General features: G+C 64.2%; 22 protein-coding genes. 13 read left to right on the forward strand and 9 right to left on the reverse strand.

Annotation, left to right across the window (positions count from 1 at the left end):
- Window positions 1-37: 37 nt before the first annotated feature.
- Both secG and ABWV64_RS11680 read right to left on the reverse strand, forming a co-directional pair.
- Window positions 38-403 (reverse strand): preprotein translocase subunit SecG, encoded by a 366-nt coding sequence (gene secG / locus ABWV64_RS11675; RefSeq protein ID WP_353345381.1) that lies wholly within the window; start codon window positions 401-403, stop codon window positions 38-40.
- 93 nt (window positions 404-496) lie between these two features.
- Complete coding sequence (locus ABWV64_RS11680; RefSeq protein ID WP_353345383.1) at window positions 497-895, reverse strand: DUF6524 family protein; 399 nt, start codon at window positions 893-895, stop codon at window positions 497-499.
- A 246-nt stretch (window positions 896-1,141) separates the two neighbouring features.
- On the opposite strand from ABWV64_RS11680, the gene ABWV64_RS11685 reads away from it, so the two are divergent.
- The 3 genes from ABWV64_RS11685 to ABWV64_RS11695 all read left to right on the forward strand — a co-directional run bounded on the left by ABWV64_RS11685 (window position 1,142) and on the right by ABWV64_RS11695 (window position 3,420).
- Window positions 1,142-1,699 carry a GNAT family N-acetyltransferase gene (locus ABWV64_RS11685; protein ID WP_353345385.1) on the forward strand — a complete coding sequence of 186 codons (558 nt, stop codon included), beginning with the start codon at window positions 1,142-1,144 and terminating at the stop codon, window positions 1,697-1,699.
- Between the two features lie 181 nt (window positions 1,700-1,880).
- On the forward strand, window positions 1,881-3,176 hold the full coding sequence (locus ABWV64_RS11690; RefSeq protein WP_353345387.1) for an adenylosuccinate synthase: 1,296 nt from the start codon (window positions 1,881-1,883) through the stop codon (window positions 3,174-3,176).
- Between the two features lie 4 nt (window positions 3,177-3,180).
- Window positions 3,181-3,420, forward strand: coding sequence for a DUF2842 domain-containing protein (locus ABWV64_RS11695; RefSeq protein WP_353345388.1), 240 nt, complete (start codon window positions 3,181-3,183; stop codon window positions 3,418-3,420).
- A gap of 79 nt (window positions 3,421-3,499) precedes the next feature.
- On the opposite strand, the gene ABWV64_RS11700 is transcribed toward ABWV64_RS11695, so the two are convergent.
- Entirely contained in the window at window positions 3,500-6,013 is a 2,514-nt protein-coding gene (locus tag ABWV64_RS11700; RefSeq protein ID WP_353345390.1) for a hypothetical protein, read from the reverse strand.
- A gap of 150 nt (window positions 6,014-6,163) precedes the next feature.
- On the opposite strand from ABWV64_RS11700, the gene ABWV64_RS11705 reads away from it, so the two are divergent.
- Complete coding sequence (locus ABWV64_RS11705; RefSeq protein ID WP_353345392.1) at window positions 6,164-6,904, forward strand: thiamine pyrophosphokinase; 741 nt, start codon at window positions 6,164-6,166, stop codon at window positions 6,902-6,904.
- Here the strand turns inward: ABWV64_RS11705 and ABWV64_RS11710 are convergent.
- Window positions 6,816-7,775, reverse strand: a complete 960-nt coding sequence (locus ABWV64_RS11710) for a DMT family transporter (RefSeq protein ID WP_353345394.1) — start codon at window positions 7,773-7,775, stop codon at window positions 6,816-6,818. The genes ABWV64_RS11705 and ABWV64_RS11710 overlap by 89 nt on opposite strands.
- Window positions 7,776-8,066: 291 nt before the next feature.
- On the opposite strand from ABWV64_RS11710, the gene ABWV64_RS11715 reads away from it, so the two are divergent.
- The 5 genes from ABWV64_RS11715 to hflC all read left to right on the forward strand — a co-directional run bounded on the left by ABWV64_RS11715 (window position 8,067) and on the right by hflC (window position 14,040).
- Window positions 8,067-9,263, forward strand: coding sequence for a Hint domain-containing protein (locus ABWV64_RS11715; protein WP_353345396.1), 1,197 nt, complete (start codon window positions 8,067-8,069; stop codon window positions 9,261-9,263).
- 106 nt (window positions 9,264-9,369) lie between these two features.
- Window positions 9,370-10,158, forward strand: a complete 789-nt coding sequence (gene rpiA / locus ABWV64_RS11720; RefSeq protein ID WP_353345398.1) for a ribose-5-phosphate isomerase RpiA — start codon at window positions 9,370-9,372, stop codon at window positions 10,156-10,158.
- Between the two features lie 359 nt (window positions 10,159-10,517).
- Window positions 10,518-11,879 (forward strand): glutathione-disulfide reductase, encoded by a 1,362-nt coding sequence (gene gor, locus ABWV64_RS11725; protein ID WP_353345400.1) that lies wholly within the window; start codon window positions 10,518-10,520, stop codon window positions 11,877-11,879.
- Window positions 11,880-12,005: 126 nt separating this feature from the next.
- Complete coding sequence (hflK, locus tag ABWV64_RS11730) at window positions 12,006-13,166, forward strand: FtsH protease activity modulator HflK (RefSeq protein WP_353345402.1); 1,161 nt, start codon at window positions 12,006-12,008, stop codon at window positions 13,164-13,166.
- Window position 13,167: 1 nt separating this feature from the next.
- Window positions 13,168-14,040 carry a protease modulator HflC gene (gene hflC / locus ABWV64_RS11735; RefSeq protein WP_353345404.1) on the forward strand — a complete coding sequence of 291 codons (873 nt, stop codon included), beginning with the start codon at window positions 13,168-13,170 and terminating at the stop codon, window positions 14,038-14,040.
- Between the two features lie 379 nt (window positions 14,041-14,419).
- On the opposite strand, the gene ABWV64_RS11740 is transcribed toward hflC, so the two are convergent.
- Both ABWV64_RS11740 and purD read right to left on the reverse strand, forming a co-directional pair.
- Window positions 14,420-15,052, reverse strand: coding sequence for a LysE family translocator (locus ABWV64_RS11740; protein ID WP_353345406.1), 633 nt, complete (start codon window positions 15,050-15,052; stop codon window positions 14,420-14,422).
- 245 nt (window positions 15,053-15,297) lie between these two features.
- Complete coding sequence (purD, locus tag ABWV64_RS11745) at window positions 15,298-16,560, reverse strand: phosphoribosylamine--glycine ligase (protein ID WP_353345408.1); 1,263 nt, start codon at window positions 16,558-16,560, stop codon at window positions 15,298-15,300.
- Between the two features lie 115 nt (window positions 16,561-16,675).
- Here purD and xseA point away from each other — a divergent pair, with 115 nt between their 5' ends.
- Entirely contained in the window at window positions 16,676-18,268 is a 1,593-nt protein-coding gene (gene xseA, locus ABWV64_RS11750) for an exodeoxyribonuclease VII large subunit (RefSeq protein ID WP_353345410.1), read from the forward strand.
- 82 nt (window positions 18,269-18,350) lie between these two features.
- Here the strand turns inward: xseA and ABWV64_RS11755 are convergent, their stop codons facing one another.
- From ABWV64_RS11755 to ABWV64_RS11765, 3 genes are all read right to left on the reverse strand, one after another.
- The gene (locus ABWV64_RS11755) at window positions 18,351-18,581 is read right to left on the reverse strand and encodes a hypothetical protein (RefSeq protein WP_353345412.1); all 231 of its coding nucleotides are present in this window, start codon (window positions 18,579-18,581) and stop codon (window positions 18,351-18,353) included.
- Between the two features lie 124 nt (window positions 18,582-18,705).
- Window positions 18,706-19,038: a hypothetical protein gene (locus tag ABWV64_RS11760; RefSeq protein WP_353345414.1), complete on the reverse strand. Its 333-nt coding sequence runs from the start codon at window positions 19,036-19,038 to the stop codon at window positions 18,706-18,708.
- Between the two features lie 154 nt (window positions 19,039-19,192).
- The gene (locus ABWV64_RS11765) at window positions 19,193-20,371 is read right to left on the reverse strand and encodes an alkane 1-monooxygenase (RefSeq protein WP_353345416.1); all 1,179 of its coding nucleotides are present in this window, start codon (window positions 20,369-20,371) and stop codon (window positions 19,193-19,195) included.
- Between the two features lie 305 nt (window positions 20,372-20,676).
- Here ABWV64_RS11765 and ftsY point away from each other — a divergent pair, with 305 nt between their 5' ends.
- Genes ftsY through ABWV64_RS11780 form a run of 3 tightly spaced genes read left to right on the forward strand, consistent with a single transcriptional unit; the run spans window position 20,677 to window position 23,572 of the window.
- Window positions 20,677-22,230, forward strand: a complete 1,554-nt coding sequence (gene ftsY, locus ABWV64_RS11770) for a signal recognition particle-docking protein FtsY (RefSeq protein WP_353345418.1) — start codon at window positions 20,677-20,679, stop codon at window positions 22,228-22,230.
- Window positions 22,223-22,660, forward strand: a complete 438-nt coding sequence (locus ABWV64_RS11775) for a GNAT family N-acetyltransferase (protein ID WP_353345420.1) — start codon at window positions 22,223-22,225, stop codon at window positions 22,658-22,660. Before ftsY ends, ABWV64_RS11775 begins: the two co-directional genes overlap by 8 nt.
- Window positions 22,661-22,663: 3 nt before the next feature.
- Entirely contained in the window at window positions 22,664-23,572 is a 909-nt protein-coding gene (locus ABWV64_RS11780; RefSeq protein ID WP_353345422.1) for an EamA family transporter, read from the forward strand.
- The last annotated feature ends 46 nt before the right edge of the window (window positions 23,573-23,618 follow it).

Raw genomic sequence — 23,618 nt, forward strand, 5'->3', positions numbered from 1 at the left:
AAATGATTAACAAGCGATAGTGTTTAGCCCGAAAGGCTTAGTCGGCACGCGGCACCAAGGGCGCATTCTCGGTGGCCGAGGGCGGCAACAGATCGGCGCCGGTGGGCGCAGCGGGCACGCCTTGCTCGGCCGCGGCGGGCGCATCGCCCATCCGGTCGAGGATCGAGGTGCCAGCCGATTTTTGCGCCGCAAGCACGGTCAAACCGATGGAGGTGCAGATAAAGCCGATGGCAAGGAGCCATGTGAGCTTGCTAAGCGCAGTCGCTGCCGCACGGCCCGAGACCGCACCGCCGCCGCCACCGCCGCCCATGCCAAGCCCGCCGCCTTCGGAGCGCTGCAAAAGCACCACGCCGATCAACGCGAGAGCCAGAAGGAGATGGACGGTAAGGACGACGTTTTCCATGGGGGCCTGCCTGAATAAGATAACAGAGCGCTATGTAGGCAAAACCGCGCCGCGCCGCAACCCGTCAATCGCGCCAATGGGCGCCTTGGCGCGCTATTCGTCCACATCATCCATATCGGCCTGCCCGCTGAGACGGCGGCGCACATGGCTCCAGCTCAGTCCCGTGCCCAGAACCGTCGCCAAAGCCAAGAGCGCGATCCACGTATTCGCCCCCGGATTGTCGAGCCGGATCAGGCCGAAATCGTAAAGCACCCACAAGAGCGCGGCGACAATGGCCAGAACCAAAGCCATGCCCAGCACCCCGATCGAGCGCAAGGTGGCGCGCAGGTAGATGATATAGCCGACAAGCAAGAGCAGACCGGCCAGAACGATCAGGGCCATCGCCGAGGTCCAGTGGCTTTCGGCCCACCGCAGGTAATTCCACCGCGTCGGATTATAGGTCGCGCTGAGCAAGGCAAAGGCCGCAATCCAGCGTAGCAAAAATCCTGTCATCTGCGTCTCCTTTTGGTGCGCGCACGGCCCTTTCATCATGCGCGGTTGTCGCGCGGGGTCAATGCAGGGTCAAAGCGGGGGGCACTGCGGGGGGGCAATGCGGGCCGATGCGGGATCAAGACGCGCGCCGCGCGGCCTTTGAGCGAAGGGCGCGCGGGAGCGCGAGGGCAGGCGCGCGCAGGGCGGATGCTTGCCCGCCTTTCGTCGCAATTGCAAAGTCTTAGCCAAATATGCGATACAGAATATATGAAATACACCTATTCCATCCGCCACGCTGACGCGCAAGACGCCCCCGCGATTGCGCAGGTGCAGGCGGGCGTTTGGCGCAAAGCCTATCAGGGCCGCGTGCCCAATGCCTTGATCGAACGGATGGAGGATGTCGCCGAGCGCACCAAAGCGTGGCAAACGATTTTCGAAAGCTTCGAGGAAAGCGGTCTGGGGCAGAGCTTTGTCGCGGTTGAGGACGACAGCGGCGTGGTCGGATTTGGCACCTGCGGGCCGCAGCGCGACGACGCGTTGCTCGATCAAGGCTTCTCGGGCGAAATCTCGGCGCTCTACATCGCCGCCGAGCATCAAGGCGCGGGGCTCGGCTCTGGCCTGCTGCGCTTTATGGCGGCGGACTTGCTCCGCACGGGACATATGTCGGCCGCCTTTTGGGTGCTGGGCGGCAATCCGAAAGCCGATCGGTTTTTCACCCAGACCGGCGGTCTGGCCTGCGCCACACGCAGCGGCGCCCATGGCGACCTTCATGAAACCGCCTATGGATGGCGCGATTTGGCGCAGCTTGCCGGACGCGCGTCATAAGCGCGCCGCACGCTCGGCGCATATGCGCCCCGGCAATCCCGCCAGCCGATCCCGCCTGTCAATCCCGCGCGCCAAACCGGCCCGTCAATCGCGCAGCGAATGCAAATAGAGGTTTCATCGCGCCGGACCTGTGGTTATACCGACGCGGGTTTGAAACAGATTCCATATATAAAGGATCATCATGGCAAACGTCGTCGTCGTCGGCGCCCAATGGGGCGATGAGGGAAAAGGCAAGATCGTGGATTGGCTCTCCGAGCGTGCGGATGTGATCGCGCGCTTTCAGGGCGGCCATAACGCCGGTCACACTCTGGTCATTGACGGCGAGGTGTTCAAGCTGCACGCGCTGCCTTCGGGCGTGGTGCGCGGCGGCAAATTGTCGGTGATCGGCAATGGCGTGGTGCTCGATCCGTGGCACCTGCTTTCCGAGATCGAAACCATCCGCAAGCAAGGCGTTGAAATCACGCCCGAAACCTTGATGATCGCGGAAAACGCGCCGCTGATCCTGCCCTATCACGGGGAATTGGACCGCGCCCGCGAAGAGGCCGCCTCCAAAGGCACCAAGATCGGCACGACGGGCCGCGGCATCGGCCCGTGCTATGAGGACAAGGTCGGCCGCCGCGCCATCCGCGTGGCCGATCTGGCCGATGCGGCGACGCTGGAGGCGCGTGTGGATCGCGCGCTGGAACATCACAATGCGCTGCGCAAGGGCATGGGGATCGACCCGATTGACCGCGCCGCATTGCTGGCGAAAATCGGTGAGATCGCGCCGCAAATCCTCGCCTATGCTGCTCCGGTCTGGAAGGTGATGAACGAGAAACGCAAAGCCGGCAAACGCATCTTGTTCGAAGGCGCGCAGGGGGCCTTGCTCGACATCGATTTCGGCACCTATCCTTTTGTGACCTCCTCCAACGTGATCGCGGGCCAAGCGGCCACCGGCGTCGGCATCGGGCCAGGATCGATCGATTACGTGCTTGGCATTGTCAAAGCCTATACCACCCGCGTCGGCGAAGGCCCGTTCCCGACCGAACTGGATGACGCCGATGGCCAGCGCCTTGGCGAGCGCGGTCACGAATTCGGCACCACCACGGGGCGCAAACGCCGCTGCGGCTGGTTCGATGCGGCCTTGGTGCGCCAGACCTGCGCCACATCGGGCGTCAAGGGGATCTGCCTGACCAAGCTCGACGTGCTCGACGGCTTCGAGACGCTGAAAATCTGCGTCGGCTACGAGTTGGACGGCGAGCGGCTCGATTATCTGCCCACAGCGGCGGACGCGCAGGCGCGCTGCACCCCGATCTATGAGGAAATGGACGGTTGGTCCGAAAGCACCGAAGGCGCGCGCACGTGGAATGAATTGCCCGCCAATGCGATCAAATATGTGCGCCATATCGAGGAATTGATCGATTGCCCCGTGGCATTGCTCTCGACCTCGCCAGAGCGCGACGACACCATCCTCGTCACCGATCCCTTCGCGGATTGATCTGATGGCGCTGAGCTACAAAGCCCGCCGCCGCTGGGCCTTGGTGATCTTGTTGATCGGCCTGCCGCTCTATGTGGTGGCGGCGGTCAGCGCGGTGAACGCGCTGGAGCGGCCAAGCATTTTGGTCGAACTGATGATCTATGTCGGGCTGGGCGTGCTTTGGGCGCTGCCGTTCAAATTCATCTTCAAAGGCATCGGCCAAGCCGATCCGGACGCCAAACCCGACACCGACCCCGAGGCGTGATCTAAGCGAAAACAAATGAAAAAGGCCGGTCCCGAGGGGCCGGCCTTTTGCTTTATTGCAGGGCGCTGGCGCGCGGGGTTTAGCCCGCTTCGCGCTCGCCGGGGCGGTAGCCGATCTCGTCGGATACTTCGAACCGCCCGCCTTTGATCTTGCGGATTTTGCCCGCGCGCAGCAGTTGGCCAAAGGAGCGCAGCCCGTCTTCGCGGCTGAATTCTTCTGGGTCGGCCTGACGCACTTTGGTCATCAGTTGCGGGCGCGAGAATTGCTCCATGCCCTCGACGAACGACAGATAGGCCGCCGCCGCTTCGAGCAGATCGGGCAGTTTCGTCGCGCCGACGTTTTCGGCGTATTCGGCAAAGCTTCCCGCTTTTTCAAGCGCTTGCGCGATTTCGGCGGTGGGGGCGGGTTGCTCGGCGGCGATTTCGGCGACCGAAATGCGGCGCGGGCGCACCGGTTCGGAGGCGATATCGACGCGCTGCTCGGCCACCAGTTTGAGCGGCGCAGGGCGCGCCTCGCTGGGACGCGCGGGGCGCTCTGTGCTTGTCGCGGCTTGCGGACGGCGCGGGCGCACCACATCGGCCAGATCACCGCGATAGGCATCATCCTTGCGCTCTTCCTTGAGCGAGGTGCCTGCGCGTTGCTCGGCTTTGGTGGCGGCGACAGCGGCGCGCAGATGCGCGATGGCATTGCGGCGGCGCGATCCGTCCGGCTCGTCCATTTGGGTTTCGGCCTTCTCCAGCATCCGGTTCAGGTCCGGCTCGCTTTCGCGCAAACGCAGCGCGCCAGACGGCTGATCCGGGCTCGCCTCAGCCTGTGCAGCCTCGTCTTCGGCGTGCGCTTGGGGATCCTCATCGACGATTTGCGCCTCTTCGGTCTCCCATGCGTCATCGAGATCGGCTTCGACAGCGGCCAACTCGCGTTGCAACTCGGCCTCTTCGGCGGCGCTGAGGCTGGAGGCCTCGTCATCGGCTCCCTCATCTGCCACGGCGGCCTCGGCGGGCAGGTCCAATTCGGCAGCCGTTTCGAAATCCGTATCATCCTCGTCGTCGAAGGCTTCTTCGATCTGACCTGCGGCCAAAGCGGCATCAAACTCGCTGCGCTTCATGCGGATCACGCGGGCGCGCAGGGGCTGGGTTTGCGGCCCGTCGCCCTCGGCGCTCTCGCCCTCCGGCAGGTCGATTTCCTCGACCTCGATATAGGCTTCGTCGTCGTCATCCTCGTTGTCATCGTCCGCGAGGGCGGCGCGCTCGTCTTCGCGCTCTGCGTCGTCCTCGGCGATCAAGGCATCGGCCAGATCGGCAAATGTGCCAGCGGCGGGCGCGGGCTCTTCGGCGCGGTCCGCTTGCTCAAGCTCCTCGTCTTCGATCTGTGCCTGTGCCTGTGCCTGTGCCTGTGCGTCGGCGGCGGGCGCCTCTTGCGCGGCTTCGGCCTCGGCCTGACGCTCGCGGCTCAAACGCGCAAGGATCGACGAGACGTCATCGGCTTTTTCCGTGGCGGCGGGGGCGTCCTCCTCGGCGCTTTGCGCGATCTCGGCCTCGGCGTGCTGGTCCTCGATATAGGCGGCCTCGCCCTCGGCCTCGGCTTCGGTCTTGGAGACCACGGCGCGGATGCGCTGGAGCTTGGCGGCGACGCTGTTTTGGTCGGGGTGCGAGACGGGGGTGTGCGGCGCGGGGGCTTCGGCCGTGGCGGCGGTGTCCGCAGGCGCGGGTTTGGCCACGCGGGCGGCGATCGACGCGAGGGTCAGGGCCTCGTCTTCTTGCGCATCATTTTGGTCCGCTTCGGGGGTCTTGGCGGTGTCCTCGCGGGGCAGCTCGGCTTCGGCCTGCGGCTCTTTCGCATGTGCGTCCACTGGCGCTTCTACGGGGGCTTCCGTTTGCTCTGCGGCCACGGCAGGCGCCTCGGCTTCGGCCTCGGTGATGTCAGCCTCGGCAGCGATGTCCTCACCGGTGATTTGCTCCGCGGCTGTGTCTTCGTCGCGGGCGGCCTCCTCGGCGTGTTCCTCGGCAACCGTCTCGGCAGGGGCTTCGACCTCGACCTCAGTTTCGACCGCAGCTTCGGCTTGAACCTCAGCTTCGGTTTGGGCCTCAGCCTCGGCTTCAGGCGCGGCGGCGGCCTCGATCTCGGCGGTCTCGACCTCAGCGGCACGGACCTCTTCGACGGCCTCTTCGGCAACCTCTTCCTCGGCAATCGCTTCCTCGGCAATCTCGGGGGCGATCTCGGGGGTGGCTTCCACGGGTGCGGCCTCGGGCGTTTGCACCTCTTCGGCTTGCGGCGCGGCGGCCTCTTGCGCTTCGGCGGGCACAGGCTCAGGCCCAGGCGCGGCAACGGCGGCCTTATCGGCACCGGTGCGCAGCACGATGTTGCCCTTATCCATATAGGCCTCAACGCGGCGCTCGATTTCGCGCTCGGCGATACGCGCCAGCATCTCGGCATCGGGGGTGGGGGGCTCTGCACCGAAATAGCGGTCATCGGATGCCAGATCGCGGAAATATTCCGCGATGGCCTTCATTGTATTAAAAGAATCGTCAAAGCCCTCCAAGGTGCACGAGAATGTGCCGTAGGAGACCGTGAGAATTTTGCTCGTATTAATCATTATCTAGCTCGCTTTGCGGTTGCCTGCTAGGAATTGGTTTACCATGAAGGCCAAGTCGATTTCTGATCGAATCTGCGATATTTACCGTATCATTTCATGGCAAGAATGTGGCGTTGTCGTTAACGAGGCCAATAGAAGCGGAAGTTTGACGTGATTGTCCACAAATTGGAACCAATCCTGCTGGTCGGGGCCGGAGCCTTGCCCGAAGGGCTATGGGATGAGGCGCGGGCCATCGCGCCGCATGTGGTGGCGGTCGATGGCGGGCTGCGTCATGTGCTGGCAAAGGGGGACATGCCCGAGGCGGTGATTGGCGATCTGGACAGCATCGGCGCGGACCGCGTTCATGTGCCGGCCGCGCGCTTGCACCCTATTGCCGAACAAGACAGCACCGATTTTGACAAGGCCCTGCGCAATGTCGATGCGTCCTTGATCCTTGCGGCGGGGTTTTCCGGCCCGCGCATCGATCATCAACTGGCGGTCTATAGCGGCTTGATGGCGCGGGCAGAGCGGCTGTGCATCGTGTTGGGGCAAAGCGATCTGGTGATGCTGGCGCCGCCGCATATGGCGCTGGACCTGCCCGAGGGGATGCGGCTGTCGCTTTATCCGATGGGGCAGGTGCGCGGACGCTCCAGCGGGCTGCGCTGGCCCATCGAGGGGATCGCGTTTTCGCCGCAGGGGCGGATCGGCACATCGAATGAAGTGGTGCGCGCGGCGGGGGCCGCGCAGGGGGGCCAAGATCAGGCAGGCGGGCAGGGCACCCTGTGCCGCGTCGAGATCGAGGTCGACGCGCCTTGCATGTTGCTTATTCTGCCGCGTGCTGCGCTGCCTCTGCTTCCATCATCTCTTCTCGGCTCTGCTTGCGGGCGCTGGACTGCTCGCGCAGGACAATGAACAGACCGGCAGTCATGGTCATGGCAATGCCGACGGTGGCCAATTGGTTGGGCCATTGGCCGAACATCGCAAAGCCGAAGAACGTGGCAAAGGGAATTTCCAGATATTGCATCGGCGCCAGCGTGGCCGAGGGCGCATAGCGCAGGGCCCAGGTCATCATCAGATGGGCGAAGGAGCCCAGCAGACCCGCGCCGATCAGCAGCGCCCAAGTCATTGCATCAGGTGCGCTCAGCTCGAACACCGCGATGTTGAACAAGGTGACCTCATTGGCCGCGCCGATCAACAGCACCGGCAAGATCATCACCGTGGCCATCAGGCCAGAGACCGCTTGCAAGCCGATCGGGTCGGTTTCTTTGGCGATCTGGCGGGTGACCAGAACAAAGGCCGAGAAGGTCAGCGCAACACCCAGCGGCAGTAAGGCCGCCCAACCGAATTGCACAAAGCTCGGTTGGATCACCAAAAGCGTGCCGGCAAAGCCGAATAGACAGGCGACCAGACGGCGGTGCCCGACCTCTTCGCCCAAAAAGTGATGGCCCAAGAGCATCATAATGAAGGGCATGACAAAGGTAATCGCCACCGCATCAGCCAAGGGCAGATATTGCAAGCCGGTGAACATGAAGCCGATGGCCACGATATGCAAAATCGTGCGCAGCAAGGTCAGCCAGAAAACCCGCCCGCTCATGCGCCATTTGCGGCCCGTCATCGCGACAATCGGGATCAAGATCACCGCTTGAACAGCAAAACGCACCACCAGCATTTCGCCCAAAGCGACCCGCTCGCCGATGAGTTTTACCACCGCATCGCCAAAGGGCGCCATGATGCAAAACAGGAGCATCAGGAAAATGCCGAACATGGGTTTGTCTTGCGTCATGTGATTCACCTTTAGCGTGTGATCTTTCACTCACCCTATGCGTGTGATTTGCATCGCGCAACACTTCATTTATGCGTGTGCGCCATTTTTCGCTCACGCGTGAGGGTTGAGCCACGGGGTAAGAGCCGTGCCTGTGCCGCAAGCGGGGGCATGGCAGCAAACGCCCGTCAGTCAAATGAACCAAATGGGTAAATTATAGATTCCATTCAATTTTTCTCAAAATTGCGCATTCACCTGTCGTAAATTTCCCTCAGGTAATGCCTTGGGGCTAAGAAGAGAGGGCGGCGAACCATGCCATATACATTCGGACTTATCGGCTATGATGATCTCGTGGTGTCCGGGCCTGATCCCTTCGGGTCCGGCACAACTGGGAATGGCAGCTCTGTCGGCGCGACGACCTTCACACTCGCCCCTGGCGCGACCTGGGTGCAGGCGACGCTCAATGACAACGAGGCCTTCTTCGAAGATGCCGACAGCGGGCAGGATCTGGCCTCCGGTATCACCGTCAACGGGAAGACCTTTTCTGCCGGACAAAACGTCGAAACCGAATACTCCTATGTCGTGCGCCCCGTGGGCAGCACTGACCCCTCCGAAGAAGTCACCATCTATATCGTCGAGTTTGGCACCTCGGGCGAGGCGATTGCCACCGACGGGCCGCTGCACGAAGGCATCACCTATGAAATCATCGCCATCGACAGCAATGATCCGGTGGTCTCCTATAGCAATCTTGCGGTCTGTTTCACCGCAGGCACGCGCATTGCCACGGCGCGCGGTCCGGCCTTGGTCGAGGATCTGCGCGCGGGCGATCGGGTGCTGACCATGGATCACGGCGCGCAGCCGCTGATTTGGGTCGGGGCGCAGCGCGCCTCGGGGCAGGGGGCGACGGCGCCGGTGCGCGTGCCCGCCTTGGCCTTGGGCAATACGCGCGATCTGCTCTTGTCGCCGCAACATCGGGTGCTGCGCCGCATGGCGGGCAGCCGCGTGCAAAAAGGCCGCGCGGGCGAATGCCTGACGCCGGTCAAATCGCTCAGCGGCGCGGCCGGGATCGGCCCCGCGCCGTGCAAGGAGGTGGTCTATTACCATCTGCTTTTGGCGCGCCATGAGGTGATCTTCGCCGAAGGCGCGCCGGTCGAAAGCATGCTGCCCGGTCCGGTGGCCTTGCGCGCCCTGACACCGGCCAGCCGTGCGCAGCTTTTGGCGCTTTGCCCCGATCTGGAGGTTTTGGTGCGCCCCGCGCGCAGCAATTCCGAGCGCCGCGCCGCGCGCGCTGCGCAATGGTCCCCCGCGCGGCCCCTGATCGGCCCGTCGCGTTGGAAACGCATGCAAGAGGAGGCGCAGCAGGGCGCCCAAGGCGCGCCCGAAGCGGGTGCCGACGCGGCTGCCAACGAGGGCGCCGAAGCAGGCACCACCGAGCGCGCTGCGCAGGGCACGGTCATGGCGGCGCGCCCGCGACCCCGAGCCTGCGCCGCCGCCCATGCCGCATATTGACGCGCCGCGCGCCGAAAAAACGCGCCGCTGCGATTTTCCGCCGCAAAGCCTCTCGCCCCCCGCGCCGTGATTGCCTATAAGATCCGTGCAATAACGGAGATGCGCCATGCCCGGAGAACTGTCCCCCATCGATAAAGCCAAATTCGTCGCGGCCAAACGCGCCTGCGATTATGTCGAGGACGGCATGCGAGTCGGGCTTGGCACCGGATCGACCGCCGCGTGGCTGGTGCGCTGCCTTGGCGAGATGGTGCGCGAGGAGGGCCTCAAAATCCGCGGCGTGCCCACATCCACACGCACCGCCGAACTGGCCCGCGAGGTCGGCATCGAGGTGATCTCGCTCGACGAGGCGAAATGGCTCGACGTGACCATCGACGGGGCCGATGAGTTTGACGGCGATCTCAACCTGATCAAAGGCGGCGGCGGGGCATTGCTGCAAGAGAAGATCGTCGCCACCGCCTCCGACCAGATGGTCGTGATCGCCGATGTGGGCAAGGAAGTCGGGCAGCTTGGCGCCTTTCCCCTGCCCATCGAGGTGATCCCCTTTGGCTGGCAAACCACCCGCGCCTTGGTCGAAGAGACGCTGATTTCCATGGATGTTCTGGGCCGCGATGTGACCTTGCGGATGAATGGCGAAGTGCCGTTTTTCACTGATGAGGGCAACCATATCCTCGATCTGCATCTGAACCGCATCGGCAATGCGCGCCAATTGGCGATGGTGCTCAACCAGATGCCAGGCGTGGTGGAAAATGGTTTGTTTATCGATATCTGTGATGCGGTGATCATCGGCTATGGCGACGGGCGCGTCGAAGTGCGCGATATCAATGAGGGCACGGTTTCGACTGACAAGCTCGATTTCCTCGAAAGCGACAACCTGTTCACCGATCTGCTCGATTAAGGCGCTCGGGCGGCGCAGGGCACGGGCGCGGGAAAGGGGAACGCCGCGCCCTCGCCGCTGCGCGATCCGGCCCCGATGGGCCCCGACGGGCCTTGCCGCCGCGCGGACCGAGATGCGCCGCTATGAGGCGATCTTGGCCCGTCGCCGCGCCGCGTGACAACGCCGGTTTATCGTGCACTTGTCCGCGCGAAGTCCGGCGCTTTGTCCCGCGCCCCGCCCCCTCGTCTTGAGCCGCCCCGAAGCCTCGCGCCGAACCGCTCGCCAAGACCGTTCAAATTGCCGCGATGGGGTGGACAGCGGCGCGCGATAGATTATTGGTAGGGCGCTCTGATACTGACCCACTTTGGAAGGCGCATCCCATGACATTCGACTATGATCTTTTTGTAATCGGCGGCGGCTCGGGCGGTGTGCGCGCGGCGCGTGTGGCGGCGGGCGAGGCGGGGGCCAAAGTCGCGCTGGCCGAAGAGGATCGCTATGGCGGCACCTGCGTGATCCGTGGCTGCGTGCCCAAAAAGCTGATGGTCTTTGCCTCCGAATATGCGGGGGTCTGCGAGGATGCGGCGGCCTACGGGTGGAAGCTGACCAATGACGGCTTCGACTGGCGCGCCTTTCGCGCCAAGCTGGAGGGCGAATTGGACCGCCTCGAAGGCATCTATCGCAACCTGTTGAAAGGCTCCGGCGTCGAAACCTTCGATCAACGCGCCTCGGTGGTCGATGCCCATACGGTGCGTTTGGCCGATGGCACGCAAAAGAGCGCCAAACATATCCTTTTGGCCATGGGCGGACGCCCCGTCAAACCCGAGATCGAGGGGGCCGAATTGGGCATCACCTCGAATGATATTTTCCACCTCGACCAATTGCCCAAGCGTGTCTTGATCATCGGTGGCGGCTATATCGCCTGCGAATTTGCCGGTATCCTCAACGGGCTGGGCAGCAAGGTGACGCAATATTACCGCGGCGCGCAAATCTTGCGCGGCTTTGACGACGAGGCGCGCGGATTGGTCAGCGAAGAGATGATCCAAAGCGGCATCGACTTGCATCTGGGCACCGATGTCTTGAGCCTGAAAAAAGACGGCGAAAACATCATCGCCAAGGCCACCAATGGCACCGAAGAGGCCTTTGATCAGGTGTTCTTTGCCACCGGCCGCGTGCCCAACACCGATAATATGGGGCTGACCGAGGTCGGCGTTGCCTTGGGCCGCAAGGGCGAGGTCGAGGTCGATGCCTATAGCCAGACCGCCGTGCCGTCGATCTATGCGGTGGGCGATATCACCGACCGCGCCAACCTCACGCCCGTGGCTATCCGCGAGGGCATGGCCTTTGTCGAGACGGTGTTCAAAGGCAACCCGACCAAGCCCGATCACGATCTGATCCCCACCGCGATCTTTACCCAGCCCGAAATGGGCACCGTGGGACTGAGCGAGGAAGAGGCCCGCGCCGCCGGTCCTATCGAGGTCTATTGCTCGTCCTTCAAACCGATGCAGCAAAGCTTTGCCGGACGCGCCGACCGCGTGTTGATGAAATTGGTGGTCTGCGCCGATACGCGGCGCGTTCTGGGGTGCCATATCGTTGCGCCAGCGGCCGGCGAGATGATCCAATTGGCGGGCATCGCCGTAAAGATGGGAGCGACGAAAGAGGATTTCGACCGCACCTGCGCCGTGCATCCGACCATGGCCGAAGAGATCGTCACCATGCGCAATCCGACGCGCAGCCACAAATAATCCAAGGCGCGGCGCAAAAGCGGCGCGCCAATGACCGCTAAACGGTTGAATATTAGCGCCCGCGCGCACATGTTGGCAGCAATCCGACAAGCGCGGGCGAGACAGGTTAACGAAGGGAAGAGGCTTATGGCTGGAAATTCAGGCGGCCCTTGGGGCGGCGGCGGCGGCAATTCGGGCGGCGGAGGCGGCGGCGACAATAACAATCGCGGCCCCAAACGCCCCCCCGAAGACGGACCGCAGATCCCCGAAATCGAGGAGCTGATGAAAAAAGGCCAAGAGCAGCTGCGCGTGCTGATGGGCGGGCGCGGCGGCAACGGCGGCGGACGCGGCACCGGCGGTGCGGGCGGCCCCCAAGGCGGCCCCGCCATCACCCGCGGCACCATCGGCATCGGCATTCTGGCCGCCATCGGCCTTTGGGCCTTCGCCAGCTTCTACACCGTGAAGCCCGAAGAGCAGTCGGTCGAGCTGTTCCTTGGCGAATGCAACAGCCCCTGCATCGGTTATCCGGGTTTGAACTTTGCCCCTTGGCCCTTGGTCACCGCCGAAGTCATCTCGGTCACCAGCGAGCGCATCGAAGACATCGGCGTGGGCGCGCGCGGCTCCGAAGCGGGGCTGATGCTGACCGGCGACGAGAACATCGTCGATATCGATTTTCAGGTGGTGTGGAACATCAACGACGCCGAAAAGCTGTTGTTCAACCTGCGCGATCCGCAGATGACCATTCGCGCCGTGTCGGAATCGGCGATGCGCGAGATCATCGCGCAATCCGAACTGGCTCCGATCCTCAACCGTGATCGCGGCATCATTGCCGACCGCCTCAAAGAGCTGATCCAGAGCACGCTCGACAGCTATGACAGCGGCGTGAATGTGGTGCGCGTGAACTTTGACAAGGCCGATCCGCCCGAAAAGGTCAAACAGGCCTTCTTTGCCGTGCAATCGGCCGAGCAGGACCGCGACCGGCTTGAAAAACAGGCCGACGCCTATTCCAACAAGGTGCTCGCAGGCGCCCGCGGTGAAGCCGCGCAGGTGCTTGAAGAGGCAGAAGGCTATCGCGCCCGTGTGGTCAACGAGGCCGAAGGTGAGGCCAGCCGCTTTACCGCCGTTCTCGCCGAATACGAAAAGGCCCCCGAAGTGACGCGCAAGCGGCTCTATCTGGAAACCATGGAAGAGGTTCTGGGCAACGTCGATAAGGTCATCATCGACGGCGACAGCGGCCAAGGCGTCGTGCCTTACCTGCCGCTTGGCGAGCTGCGCAAACCCAATACCACCACCGGCGGAGGCAACTAAGATGCGCAAATCAACCTTTCTCCTACCCGTAGCAGTGATCTTGATCGCGGGGGTTTTGTCCTCGGTGTTTATCGTGGACGAGCGCGAAAAGGCGCTGGTCTTGCAATTCGGCCGCGTGGTCGCCGTCAAGGAAGACCCCGGTTTGGCGGTCAAATTGCCGCTCATCCAAGAGGTGGTGCGCTATGATGACCGCATCCTGAGCCGCGATGTCGAGACCTTGCAAATCACGCCTTCGGACGACCGCCGCCTTGAGGTGGACGCCTTTGCGCGCTACCGCATCGCCGATGTCGAACAGTTCCGCCAAGCGGTCGGTGCGGGCGGTATCCGCTCTGCCGAGAGCCGTCTCGATTCGATCCTGCGCGCCGAAACGCGCGAGGTGCTCGGCTCGGTCTCGTCCAATGAAATCCTGTCTTCGGATCGGGCGACTTTGATGCTGCGCATCCGCAATGCGGCGATTGCCGAGGCGCGCGCGCTGGGCCTTGAGGTCATCGACGTGCGCCTCAAACGCACCGACCTGCCCGAGGCCAACCTCGCCGCGACCTTTGCGCGGATGGAGGCCGAGCGTGAACGCGAAGCCGCCGACGAGATCGCCCGCGGGAACGAGGCCGCGCAGCGTATCCGCGCCCAAGCCGACCGCACGCAGGTCGAGATCGTCTCGGACGCCAAACGCCAATCCGAGATCATCCGCGGTGAGGCCGACGCGAAACGCAACGCCATCTTCGCCGCCGCTTACGGGGCCGATCCGGAGTTCTTCAACTTCTACCGCTCCTTGCAAGCCTACCGCACAGCCTTGCAAAGCGGCAATTCCTCGATGGTGATGAACCCCGACAGCGAGTTCTTCAACTACCTCAAGGATGCCAACGCGGGCAATTAACCCGCGCTGCAAGCGGGCAAAATCGGGCGCTCCCCCTGATCGGGGAAGGCCCTATATCTCAAACCGGCGGCGAGGCACCTCACCGCCGGTTTTCATTTGCCCGCGCGATACGGCGCGCCTGCGCAGGCCAAATAGGAACGGGTATCGAAGGGTGGGACGCGCAAGATTGCGCATTTTCTAAGGCAGGGCGCCTTGTGACCTCGGTGTGGTTTTTGGAGCCGTGCGCCGCTCTTGTCGCCCTTGCCGCCCTTGGTCGTCGCCGCAAGCGCGCGGGTGGGGCCGTTGAGTTTGCGCCAGTCTGCGCAAGCGCATCCCGTTCGCGCCGCTCCTGCAGGAGCGCTCTTGTCCGCGCACCGCCGCTATCGCCGTCCTGCGCGCCTCAGGGGCTGCGCTGGGCGGCCAGCCGCAGGGCCAGCGCCGCAAAGGTCACGGCGGCAAGCCTGTTGGCCATGCACAAGACGGCGGGGCTGGTGGCGATGCGGGCGCGCATCCGCCCGACCGCCAGCACGACGAAGCCGATCCACATCACCGCCATCGCCGCGAGGGTCACGCCGAGAACGAGGCTTTGCGTCGCCACCGCGCCTTGCTCGGGGCGGATGAACTGGGGAAAGAGCGCGATGAAGAATGCGATCATTTTGGGGTTGGCAAGGTTGTTGACCAGCCCCTGCACGAAATAGCGGCGCGGGCCGCCCTGCGCCGACAAGGGCATATCGAGATCAAGCCGCGTCGAGGCCCGCCACGCCTGTATCGCAAGGTAGAGCAAATAGACGACCCCCGCCGCCTTGAGCACCGCATAGGCCGAGGGGACCAGAAGAACGATGGCCGAAACGCCGACACCGGCAAGAAGGGCGTGGATCACATTGCCCGCCTGCGTTCCCAGCAAGGTCATGAGGCCCGCCAATGTTCCCGAGGCCAGCGTGCGCGACAAGATCAGCACCGTGTCCGGCCCAGGCGTCAGGACAAGCACCACGGCGGTGCCGAGGAACAAATAAAAGCTATGTGGGTCCAGCATCACGCATCTCGCAGGTAGATCAGTAACTATGACCTATCACGGATCGGCGCAGGCATTCAAGCGCGGTGACGGGTGTGATGCGCCGCGCGCGGGGGGAGGCGAGGCCCATGGCCACATGGCAAAGGGCGCTGCGATCTGCGCAGGCCCATCTGCTAGGCTGCGCTCTGCGACGCTGCGAGCTGGGGACGCGATCTGCGGGGCGATGCGGGGCGCGCGCGCGGCGGCAGGGCGGCGGCAGGGCGGCGCTAAAGCGCGCGCCAGCCGATGTCGCGGCGGCAAAAGCCTTCGGGCCAATCAATCGCATCCACCATCGCATAGGCGGCCTTTTGCGCCTCGGCCAAGGAGGCCCCGCGCGCGGTGACGTTCAAAACCCGCCCGCCTGCGCTGAGGATTGCGCCGTCTTTCTCGGCGGTGCCTGCGTGAAAACACATCTGCGTGCTGGTCGCGGGCAGGGCGTCCAGCCCATTGATCACCGTGCCTTTGGCATAGTCACCCGGATAGCCTTTGGCGGCCATGACAACGGTCAGGGCATGATCATTGGCCCAATTGACCTGCGCCTGCGCCAAACGCCCCTCGGCGGCCGCCTGCAGCAGATCGAGAACCTGCGCGCCAAGGCGCATCATTAAAACCTGACATTCGGGATCGCCAAAGCGCACGTTATATTCGACAAGGCGCGGTTGCCCGTCCTTGATCATCAATCCCACATAAAGCACCCCTTGATAGGGCGTGCCGCGCGCCACCATCTCGCGCAGGGTCGGGCGCACGATTTCATCCATCGCCTTTTGCGCAATCGCATCGCTCAGAACCGGCGCGGGGCTATAGGCGCCCATGCCGCCAGTATTCGGCCCTTCGTCGCCGTCATAGGCGCGTTTGTGGTCCTGCGCCGTGCCGATGGGCAAGGCGTCCTCGCCGTCGCACAAGATGAAATAGGAGGCCTCTTCGCCCTCCATGAATTCCTCGATCACCACCTCGGCGCCCGCGCCGCCGAACGCCCCGCCGAACATATCGTCAATCGCTTCCAATGCGGTTTGCTCGTCCATCGCGACGATCACGCCCTTGCCTGCGGCCAAACCGTCGGCCTTGACCACGATGGGCGCGCCGTTTTTGCGGATATGGGCCTTGGCGGCTTCGGCCTCCTTGAAATGGCCGTATCCCGCCGTGGGGGCGCCCGCCGCATCGCAAATCTCTTTGGTAAAGCTTTTCGAGCTTTCCAACCGCGACGCCGCGCCGGAAGGGCCAAAGACCAAAATCCCCGCATCGCGCAGCCGGTCGGCCACGCCCGCAGCCAAGGGCGCCTCCGGCCCGATGATCACAAATTCTACCGCGTTTTCTTCGGCAAAACCGACCACCGCCGCGCCGTCATTGATGTCGATCGAGGCGCATTCCGCAATCGCCGCGATCCCCGCATTGCCCGGCGCGACGATCAATTTGTCGCATTTGGGGTTTTGCATCACGGCCCAAGCCAGCGCATGTTCGCGGCCACCGCCGCCAAGGATAAGGATGTTCATCGGGCGCACTCCTGCTTGGCCTTTGCTTGGCGGCGTTCTAGACTGAGCGCGCGCGACCCGCAAGCCGCGCGCCCGCCGCTGCGGCAAAACAGATGCAAAACCCGAAGGCCCACCCATGTCCGACCTGATCGACGATCCCCTTGAGGGGCAAAACGCCCCCGAATTCAGCGTCACTGAAATTTCCGGCGCGATCAAACGGGTGATCGAGGGCGAGTTTTCCCATGTGCGCATCCGCGCCGAAATCGGCCGCTGCAGCTTTCCGCGCTCGGGGCATGTCTATCTGGACCTCAAGGACGACAAATCGGTGATCTCGGCGGTGATGTGGAAAGGCGTGGCCGCCCGCATCACGACCCGCCCCGAAGAGGGGATGGAGGTCGTCGCGACGGGCCGCATCACCACATTCGGCGGGCAATCGAAATACCAACTGGTGATCGAGGATCTGAAACCCGCAGGGGTCGGCGCGCTGATGGCGATGCTGGAGCGGCGCAAGGAAAAGCTGGCGGGCGAGGGGCTGTTTGACCCCGCGCGCAAGAAACCGCTGCCTTATCTGCCCGAGGTGATCGGCGTGGTGACCTCGCCCTCGGGCGCGGTGATCCGCGATATTTTGCACCGTTTGCGCGACCGTTTTCCGCGCAAGGTGCTGATCTGGCCCGTGGCGGTGCAGGGCGAGAAATGCCCCGCCGAGGTGATCCGCGCCATCGAGGGGTTCAACGCGATGAGCGCGGGCGGCGCATTGCCGCGCCCCGACCTGCTCATCGTCGCGCGCGGCGGCGGCTCGCTTGAGGATCTGTGGGGCTTTAACGACGAAGGCGTGGCGCGGGCGGCGGCGGCGTCAAACATTCCGCTGATCTCGGCCGTGGGGCACGAGACCGATACCACATTGATTGATTTCACCTCCGACCGGCGCGCGCCCACGCCCACGGCGGCGGCGGAAATGGCCGTGCCGGTGCGCCACGAGCTTTTGGCATGGCTCGGCGATCAGGAGGCGCGCATGGGCCGCGCCCTGTCGGATCGATTGACGCAGCGCGGCCAGCGCCTGCGCGATCTGAGCCGCGCCTTGCTGCGCAAGGACTCCTTACTCGACGGGCCGCGCCAACGCATGGACACATGGGGCGAGCGCCTGCCCGCCGCGCTGTTGCGTGCCGTGCAGGGGCGGCGCGTCAAACTGGCCGATGCGGGGGCGAGCCTGCGCCCGTCGGTGCTGCGCAGCGCGGTGGAGCGCAAGCGCGAGGCCTTGGGGCGGCGCAGCGACAAGTTGAACATCAACGCGATCAGCCGCGACATCGCCCGCAAACGCGCCGATTTTGCTGCGCTGCAAATGCGGCTTGCGGGGGCGGGGGCGCGGCAAGTCGATGGATGGCGCGGCCGCATCGAGACCGCCGAGCGGATGCGCGAGACCTTGAGCTATAAGGCCACGCTGGCGCGCGGCTATGCCGTGGTGCGCGGCGCCGATGGCGTGGTCACCACCAAAGCGGCCGCCCGCGCGGCAGGGGTATTGGAGATCGAATTCGCCGATGGCCGCATGACGGCGGGCGGTGAGGGCGGCGGGGCAGGGCAGGCCTTTGCTGCTGGGTCATCCACGGGGCAACCGTCCAAAGGGCCAGCGGACAAGGCGCAAGCGGAAAAGGCGCAAAAGCCCAAACCCGCCAAATCCGCCGCCAAACCTGCGCCTAAAACCACTCCGCCCGAGCAGGGCAGTCTGTTTTAGTCGCAAGTCCTAGCGCGCCCCGTTGCACCGCCCAATCGCGGCGCATCCAACGGCGTATTCATCGGTGCGCGCCGCCGAGCGGTTACCCGCGATCCCCCCACAGGATGGAGTTCCACGTCCGCTTCTTGATGTAGCGTTGGTGGAGTATCGCCAGGACCGCGATCGCCCAGAGGCTAGGCAGGACGATTTTCGGGTCAAACCATTCCAGCAACAAGATAATCAATATCAAAACCGGCGTGAAAATGATCCAAAATTTGATCCATGCAGCGCGCTTCGAGCGGCGTCGGTCGGGGTGCTTTTGCTCAGGGGGCATCGTTATCGCTCCTTACTCATACTCATTCGGATCACGGTGCGGTCAGATGGTCCAATCCAAGGCCGCCTACCTTGGCCCACACTATTATAAGGCCGCGCTGGCGGTCAATTGCGCCTTGGCGCCCCTACACCCCGAGCTGCGGGCCGAGGCAGAGCAAAGGCTCGGGGCTTTTTTGCACCTCGTATAATTCGGTCAGCGTCGGGTCGCTTTGGTAGGTCGCGATCAGCCCAGCGGCGCTTCGCACAAAGCTCCAGCATTGCGGATCGGGGCGGTCCTCATAGACGAAACAGATCATCTCGCCCTCTTCATACCACCAGCCCTCCTTGCATTGCCCGTCCAGAAACGACCAGCGCACGCGGCGGTTATCGAGGTATTCCTCGGCGCCATAGGGCGTGCCGCCTTCGGCGAAATAGAAGGTTTTGCCGCGTGAATAGGCGTCGAATTCGGCGCCCGTCATGGCGCCTGTCACAGAGCCTGATCCGGGGGCGGTGGGGGCCTGCTGTGCGGCGGCGCCCACGGGCGCGAGCCACGCGCCAAGCGTGAGCGCGCATAAAGCGCAGGCCGCGCCCCAAGGCGCGCGCGGCGCGGGGCGCAGGGGCGCGCGGGGGCGGTTAGCTGGGGGTGTCTCGGCGGTCGAAAACGGGCACATCATGGCTTAGCTTACGCCCATCTTGCGCCGCTGTGCCACCCGATTTTGCCCCCTGCGCGCCCGCTTGCGAAAAATCGCTGGCGGCGGCGGCACCTGTGCGGCTTTGCCCTTCCCAATGGGGCTGCCACGGCGCGGCGAGCGGGTCCATCAGGGCGCGAAACCGCGCGGGCCACAGCGCCATTAACACCATCACCGGCAAGGAATAGGGCAGGATCGGCATGGTATTGGCATCAAGCCGCAATCCGGGATAGGGGCGCTGCGGGTTGAGATGATGGTCCGAATGGCGCGGCGCATTGAGCATCATCGCCGAGGTGAACCATTGCGGCGCATTCCACGAATGTTGCGGGCCGACGGGTTCGAGCTTGCCATTGGGCAGGCGCCCGCGCCGCAATCCGTAATGCTGCACATAATCGCTCAGGAAAAGCTGAAGCTGCGCATAAAACCCCAGCCCGATCAAGGCCAGCACCCCCGCCGCGCCAAAGGCCAGCGCGCTGAGCCCGACCACAAGCGCCGAGGCGGCGATATAGAACACATAAGGGTGGCCGAGCGCGCGCGCCGGCGTCGATTTGCGCGCCCGCATCTCGTTTTCGGCGCGCAGGCCTGCGGTGAAGCTGCCGATGAAAGCGGTTGGAAAATAACGATAAAACCCCATGCCCAGAGGGGCAGAAGCGGGATCGCGTTCGGAGGCGGCCCAAACGTGATGCACCTTGGGATGGGCCGAGGCATGATGGCCGATCAGCAAGGAACAGTAGACCCATTTGCCCAAAACGCGCGGCCAGCGGGCGGCGCGGTGGATCAATTCATGGGCGTTGGGATGGCTGATCTGGCCGAAAAACAGCCCGAAGGCGGCAAAGGCGCCGATGCGGTGCAAAAGGTCCAGCCCCGATGGCCCCGCCACCGCCCAAAGCGCCAGCGCCAGCAGCGGCAGATGCGCAAGGCCCAAGACCGCCGACAGCCCTTTTCCGGCGGGAAACTCCGCACCTGGATCGGCGGCGCGCGCCGCGCCGACACTGAGCCGGTCGCACAGAAAGGCAAAGACCGACATATAGGCGAGGGCGGCCCAAATCACCGGCCCGCCGTAAACGGCCGACAGCGCCAGCAAAAGCACCGGCGCGAGGGTGATGAGGCTAAAGCCAAGCATAGGGTCGTGCTCCTTTGACGGGCCATTTTTAACCGATCGGACCTGTAATAGCGCAGACAATGTTAAGATTTCAGGCGGCCCTATGGTGATTTCAAGGCATGGTGGTCGCGCGCCGATGCGCCGCAAAATATAGGGGGCGGGCGTGGCGACTTTGCATCATTGATGCGCCGCAGGGCGCGCGCGCGGCGCGGTGGCGGCGGATTATCGGCCTCGAATCGGCGCGGCGCGGGGCGCGCGGGCGATGCAGGCTCTTCCATCTTGGCGCGCAGGGCATTAGGTGAGGGGCGATCAAAGCGGAGCGCGTAATGGCCTTTTTCTCGAAACTCAAAGATCGCCTGTTCAAATCCTCGTCCAAACTGGAGCAGGGGCTGGATGCGATTGTCGAGGATGGCGGCGAGGAAGAGGTGGTTGCGCCCAAGGCGGCCCCCGAGGTCGCGGCACAGCCCGCGCCGCAAACCGCGCCGGAAACGGCCCCCGCGCCCGAACCCGCACCCGAACCCGCGTCCGGCCCCGAACCTGCCCGCGAAGCCGATCCCGCCCCTGTCGCCGAGGCGCAGCCCGCGCCCGCGCCGCAAGAACTGCCTGCCTCGGATCCGAGTGAGGCCCCAAGCGAGGCTCCTGAAGAGGCCCCCGCCGCGCCGCCCGCCGAGGTGCCTGCCGCGCCCAAAGAGGTCGTGCGGCCCGCCCAGCCGTCCGAGCAAGTGCCCGCCGAGCCGCCCGTCGAAGAGCCCGTAGAAATGCCCGTTGAGGCGCCGCAGCCCGCTCCCGTAGAGCCGCAGCCCGCTCCCGTAGAGGTGCCCGCCGCGCCGCCTGCCAAAGCTCTGCAAGAGGCCCCGCAAGAAGCGCCCGCGCCCAGCACGCACAGCGCCCAAAGCGCCGCCGCCGAGGCCCCGCGCGCGGGGTTGATCGGGCGGATGCTGGGCCGCGGCAAAGCCGCCGCCGCGCCGCAAGAGGCATCCCAGCAGCCCCCCCAAACCCCCGCCGCCAAAGCCAAATCCTTGCCAGCCCTGCCGCTGGTCACCAAGCGCCGCGTGCTCGACGACGATATGCTCGAACAGCTCGAAGAGCTGCTGATCTCTGCCGATATGGGCGTCGATACGGCGCTGCGCGTCACCGCCAATATGGCCGAAGGGCGCTTTGGCAAGAAGCTCTCGGCAGACGAGATCAAACGGCTTCTGGCCGCCGAGGTCACCCGCATCATGGAGCCGGTCGCGCGCCCGATGCCGATCTATCCCAAACGTCCGCAGGTGGTCTTGGTCGTCGGGGTCAACGGCTCGGGCAAAACCACCACCATCGGCAAGCTGGCCAGCCAGTTCAAAGCCGCCGGTAAATCCGTTGTGATCGCGGCGGGCGATACGTTTCGCGCCGCCGCCGTCGGGCAATTGCAGGTCTGGGGCGAGCGCGCGGGCGTGCCGGTTCTGACCGCGCCCGAAGGGTCGGACCCCGCGAGCCTTGCCTTTGATGCGATGACCCGCGCCGAGGCGGAGGGCGCCGATTTGTTGATGATCGACACCGCGGGGCGGCTTCAAAACCGCAGCGATCTGATGGAGGAATTGGCCAAGATCGTCCGCGTGATCCGCAAAAAAGACCCCTCCGCCCCCCATAACACCCTCTTGGTTCTGGACGCCACAACCGGCCAGAACGCGCTCAGCCAGGTGGAGACCTTCCAAAAGCTGGCCGATGTGACGGGGCTTGTGATGACCAAGCTGGACGGCACCGCCAAGGGCGGGGTTCTGGTGGCTTTGGCCGATAAATTCGGCCTGCCGATCCATGCGATCGGCGTGGGCGAGCAGATTGACGATCTGTCGCCCTTTGACCCTGAAGATTTTGCAAAGGCGCTGACCGGTCTCGATGCTTGAACTGTGTGATACGATGAACCTGCAGGGCGCTGGCCCTGTCGGGATGGATGGCGCTGCGATGTATGATGCGGTGCATGACCTGATCGAGGAGGCGCGGCTGCGCCCGTCGGAGGCCGAGGAAACATGGACCGAAGAGCGTTGCCTGTTTTCCGAATGCGCCTTGATGGATGGCGATGAACTGGTGGGCTTCGGCCGTCTGGTGTGGGACCCCGATATCGACGGCGCCTTGCCGCGGATTTTCGATCTGGCGGTGCGGCGCGCCTATCGCTCGCGCTTCATCATCGATGCGATACAGGCCGAGCTGATCGAGCAATATGCCTATCTGGCCGAAGCGGGCGAGGAAATCCTGACCTATGAGGGCAAGCGGATCGATATCTCGCCGGTTGCGGCGCGGCTGCGCGATCCCTCTGCTCCGCGATTGTGCGTCTAGGCGATGAGCGCATGGCTGATCTCGCTCGAAGGGACCGAGGCGGGTCATGACCTTGCGCTGCTCCTCGCGCTCTCGGCGGCGTTTTTGCATGCGCTTTTCGGGGCGCTGCAAAAGGGGCGGCATGATCCGTGGCTCAGCCGCGGCGCGATTGATTTTTCCTACGGGTTGATGGCCTTGCCCTTCGCGCTCTTTGTCGTGCCATGGCCCGCGCCGCAGCTTTGGCCGATCCTTGGCGGCGCATTTGCCATCCATCTGGCCTATAAAACCCTGCAAGCGCAGGCCTATACCAAGGGCGCCTTTACCGTGGTCTATCCGGTGGTGCGCGGCACCGGACCGCTGTTCACGGTCATCGGCGCGGGGTGGATTTTCGGCGAGCATTTCAACGCTTTGCAATGGTTTGGTGTGGCGGTGCTTGTGACGGGGATTTTCGGCCTTGCCGCCTATAATTACCGCCATCTTCAGGTGGCGCGCGACACGCTTGTCTCGGCGCTGATGCTGGCGGTGGTGACGGGGTTTTTCGTCGCCCTTTATACCACCTATGACGCCTACGGCATCCGCAGCACGCCGGACCCTTTCACCTTTCTGGCGTGGTTCTTTGTGGTCGATTCTCTGGCCATGCCGCCCTTGGCCTACCGGCGCTACCGCGCCATGCCCGCAACGGCGCGCCCCGCGCTTGGCCCGCTGCTGTCGCGCGGTATTTTGGGGGCGGTGGTGGCGTTTTTCTCCTTTGGCTCGATCATGCTGGCGACGCGGCTCGACAATGTCGGCGAGGCCGCCGTTTTGCGCGAAACCTCGGCGGTCTTTGCGGCGCTGATCGGCTGGCTGGTGCTCAAGGAAACCGTCGGCCCGCGCCGTGTTGCCCTTATGGCATTGATCGCAGCGGGGGCTGTGATAGTTGAGATGGGCGGGTAAGCGACCCGCCCGCGAGTGACCAGAAATTTGCGCGCCAAGACACGCA

The organism is Litorivita sp. NS0012-18 (assembly GCF_040371945.1).
Lineage (GTDB): Bacteria > Pseudomonadota > Alphaproteobacteria > Rhodobacterales > Rhodobacteraceae > Litorivita.

What these genes read in the sequence shown, in the direction of transcription:
- ABWV64_RS11690 (WP_353345387.1), top strand. Translation starts at nt 1,881, where the DNA reads ATGGCAAACGTCGTCGTCGTCGGCGCCCAATGGGGCGATGAGGGAAAA.
- xseA (WP_353345410.1), top strand. Translation starts at nt 16,676, where the DNA reads ATGTCCGACCTGATCGACGATCCCCTTGAGGGGCAAAACGCCCCCGAA.
- ABWV64_RS11680 (WP_353345383.1), bottom strand. Translation starts at nt 895, where the DNA reads ATGACAGGATTTTTGCTACGCTGGATTGCGGCCTTTGCCTTGCTCAGC.
- ABWV64_RS11715 (WP_353345396.1), top strand. Translation starts at nt 8,067, where the DNA reads ATGCCATATACATTCGGACTTATCGGCTATGATGATCTCGTGGTGTCC.
- ABWV64_RS11685 (WP_353345385.1), top strand. Translation starts at nt 1,142, where the DNA reads ATGAAATACACCTATTCCATCCGCCACGCTGACGCGCAAGACGCCCCC.
- hflC (WP_353345404.1), top strand. Translation starts at nt 13,168, where the DNA reads ATGCGCAAATCAACCTTTCTCCTACCCGTAGCAGTGATCTTGATCGCG.
- ABWV64_RS11765 (WP_353345416.1), bottom strand. Translation starts at nt 20,371, where the DNA reads ATGCTTGGCTTTAGCCTCATCACCCTCGCGCCGGTGCTTTTGCTGGCG.
- hflK (WP_353345402.1), top strand. Translation starts at nt 12,006, where the DNA reads ATGGCTGGAAATTCAGGCGGCCCTTGGGGCGGCGGCGGCGGCAATTCG.
- secG (WP_353345381.1), bottom strand. Translation starts at nt 403, where the DNA reads ATGGAAAACGTCGTCCTTACCGTCCATCTCCTTCTGGCTCTCGCGTTG.
- ABWV64_RS11775 (WP_353345420.1), top strand. Translation starts at nt 22,223, where the DNA reads ATGCTTGAACTGTGTGATACGATGAACCTGCAGGGCGCTGGCCCTGTC.
- purD (WP_353345408.1), bottom strand. Translation starts at nt 16,560, where the DNA reads ATGAACATCCTTATCCTTGGCGGCGGTGGCCGCGAACATGCGCTGGCT.
- ABWV64_RS11700 (WP_353345390.1), bottom strand. Translation starts at nt 6,013, where the DNA reads ATGATTAATACGAGCAAAATTCTCACGGTCTCCTACGGCACATTCTCG.
- ABWV64_RS11760 (WP_353345414.1), bottom strand. Translation starts at nt 19,038, where the DNA reads ATGACGGGCGCCGAATTCGACGCCTATTCACGCGGCAAAACCTTCTAT.
- gor (WP_353345400.1), top strand. Translation starts at nt 10,518, where the DNA reads ATGACATTCGACTATGATCTTTTTGTAATCGGCGGCGGCTCGGGCGGT.
- ABWV64_RS11740 (WP_353345406.1), bottom strand. Translation starts at nt 15,052, where the DNA reads ATGCTGGACCCACATAGCTTTTATTTGTTCCTCGGCACCGCCGTGGTG.
- ABWV64_RS11710 (WP_353345394.1), bottom strand. Translation starts at nt 7,775, where the DNA reads ATGACGCAAGACAAACCCATGTTCGGCATTTTCCTGATGCTCCTGTTT.
- ABWV64_RS11780 (WP_353345422.1), top strand. Translation starts at nt 22,664, where the DNA reads ATGAGCGCATGGCTGATCTCGCTCGAAGGGACCGAGGCGGGTCATGAC.
- rpiA (WP_353345398.1), top strand. Translation starts at nt 9,370, where the DNA reads ATGCCCGGAGAACTGTCCCCCATCGATAAAGCCAAATTCGTCGCGGCC.
- ABWV64_RS11695 (WP_353345388.1), top strand. Translation starts at nt 3,181, where the DNA reads ATGGCGCTGAGCTACAAAGCCCGCCGCCGCTGGGCCTTGGTGATCTTG.
- ftsY (WP_353345418.1), top strand. Translation starts at nt 20,677, where the DNA reads ATGGCCTTTTTCTCGAAACTCAAAGATCGCCTGTTCAAATCCTCGTCC.
- ABWV64_RS11755 (WP_353345412.1), bottom strand. Translation starts at nt 18,581, where the DNA reads ATGCCCCCTGAGCAAAAGCACCCCGACCGACGCCGCTCGAAGCGCGCT.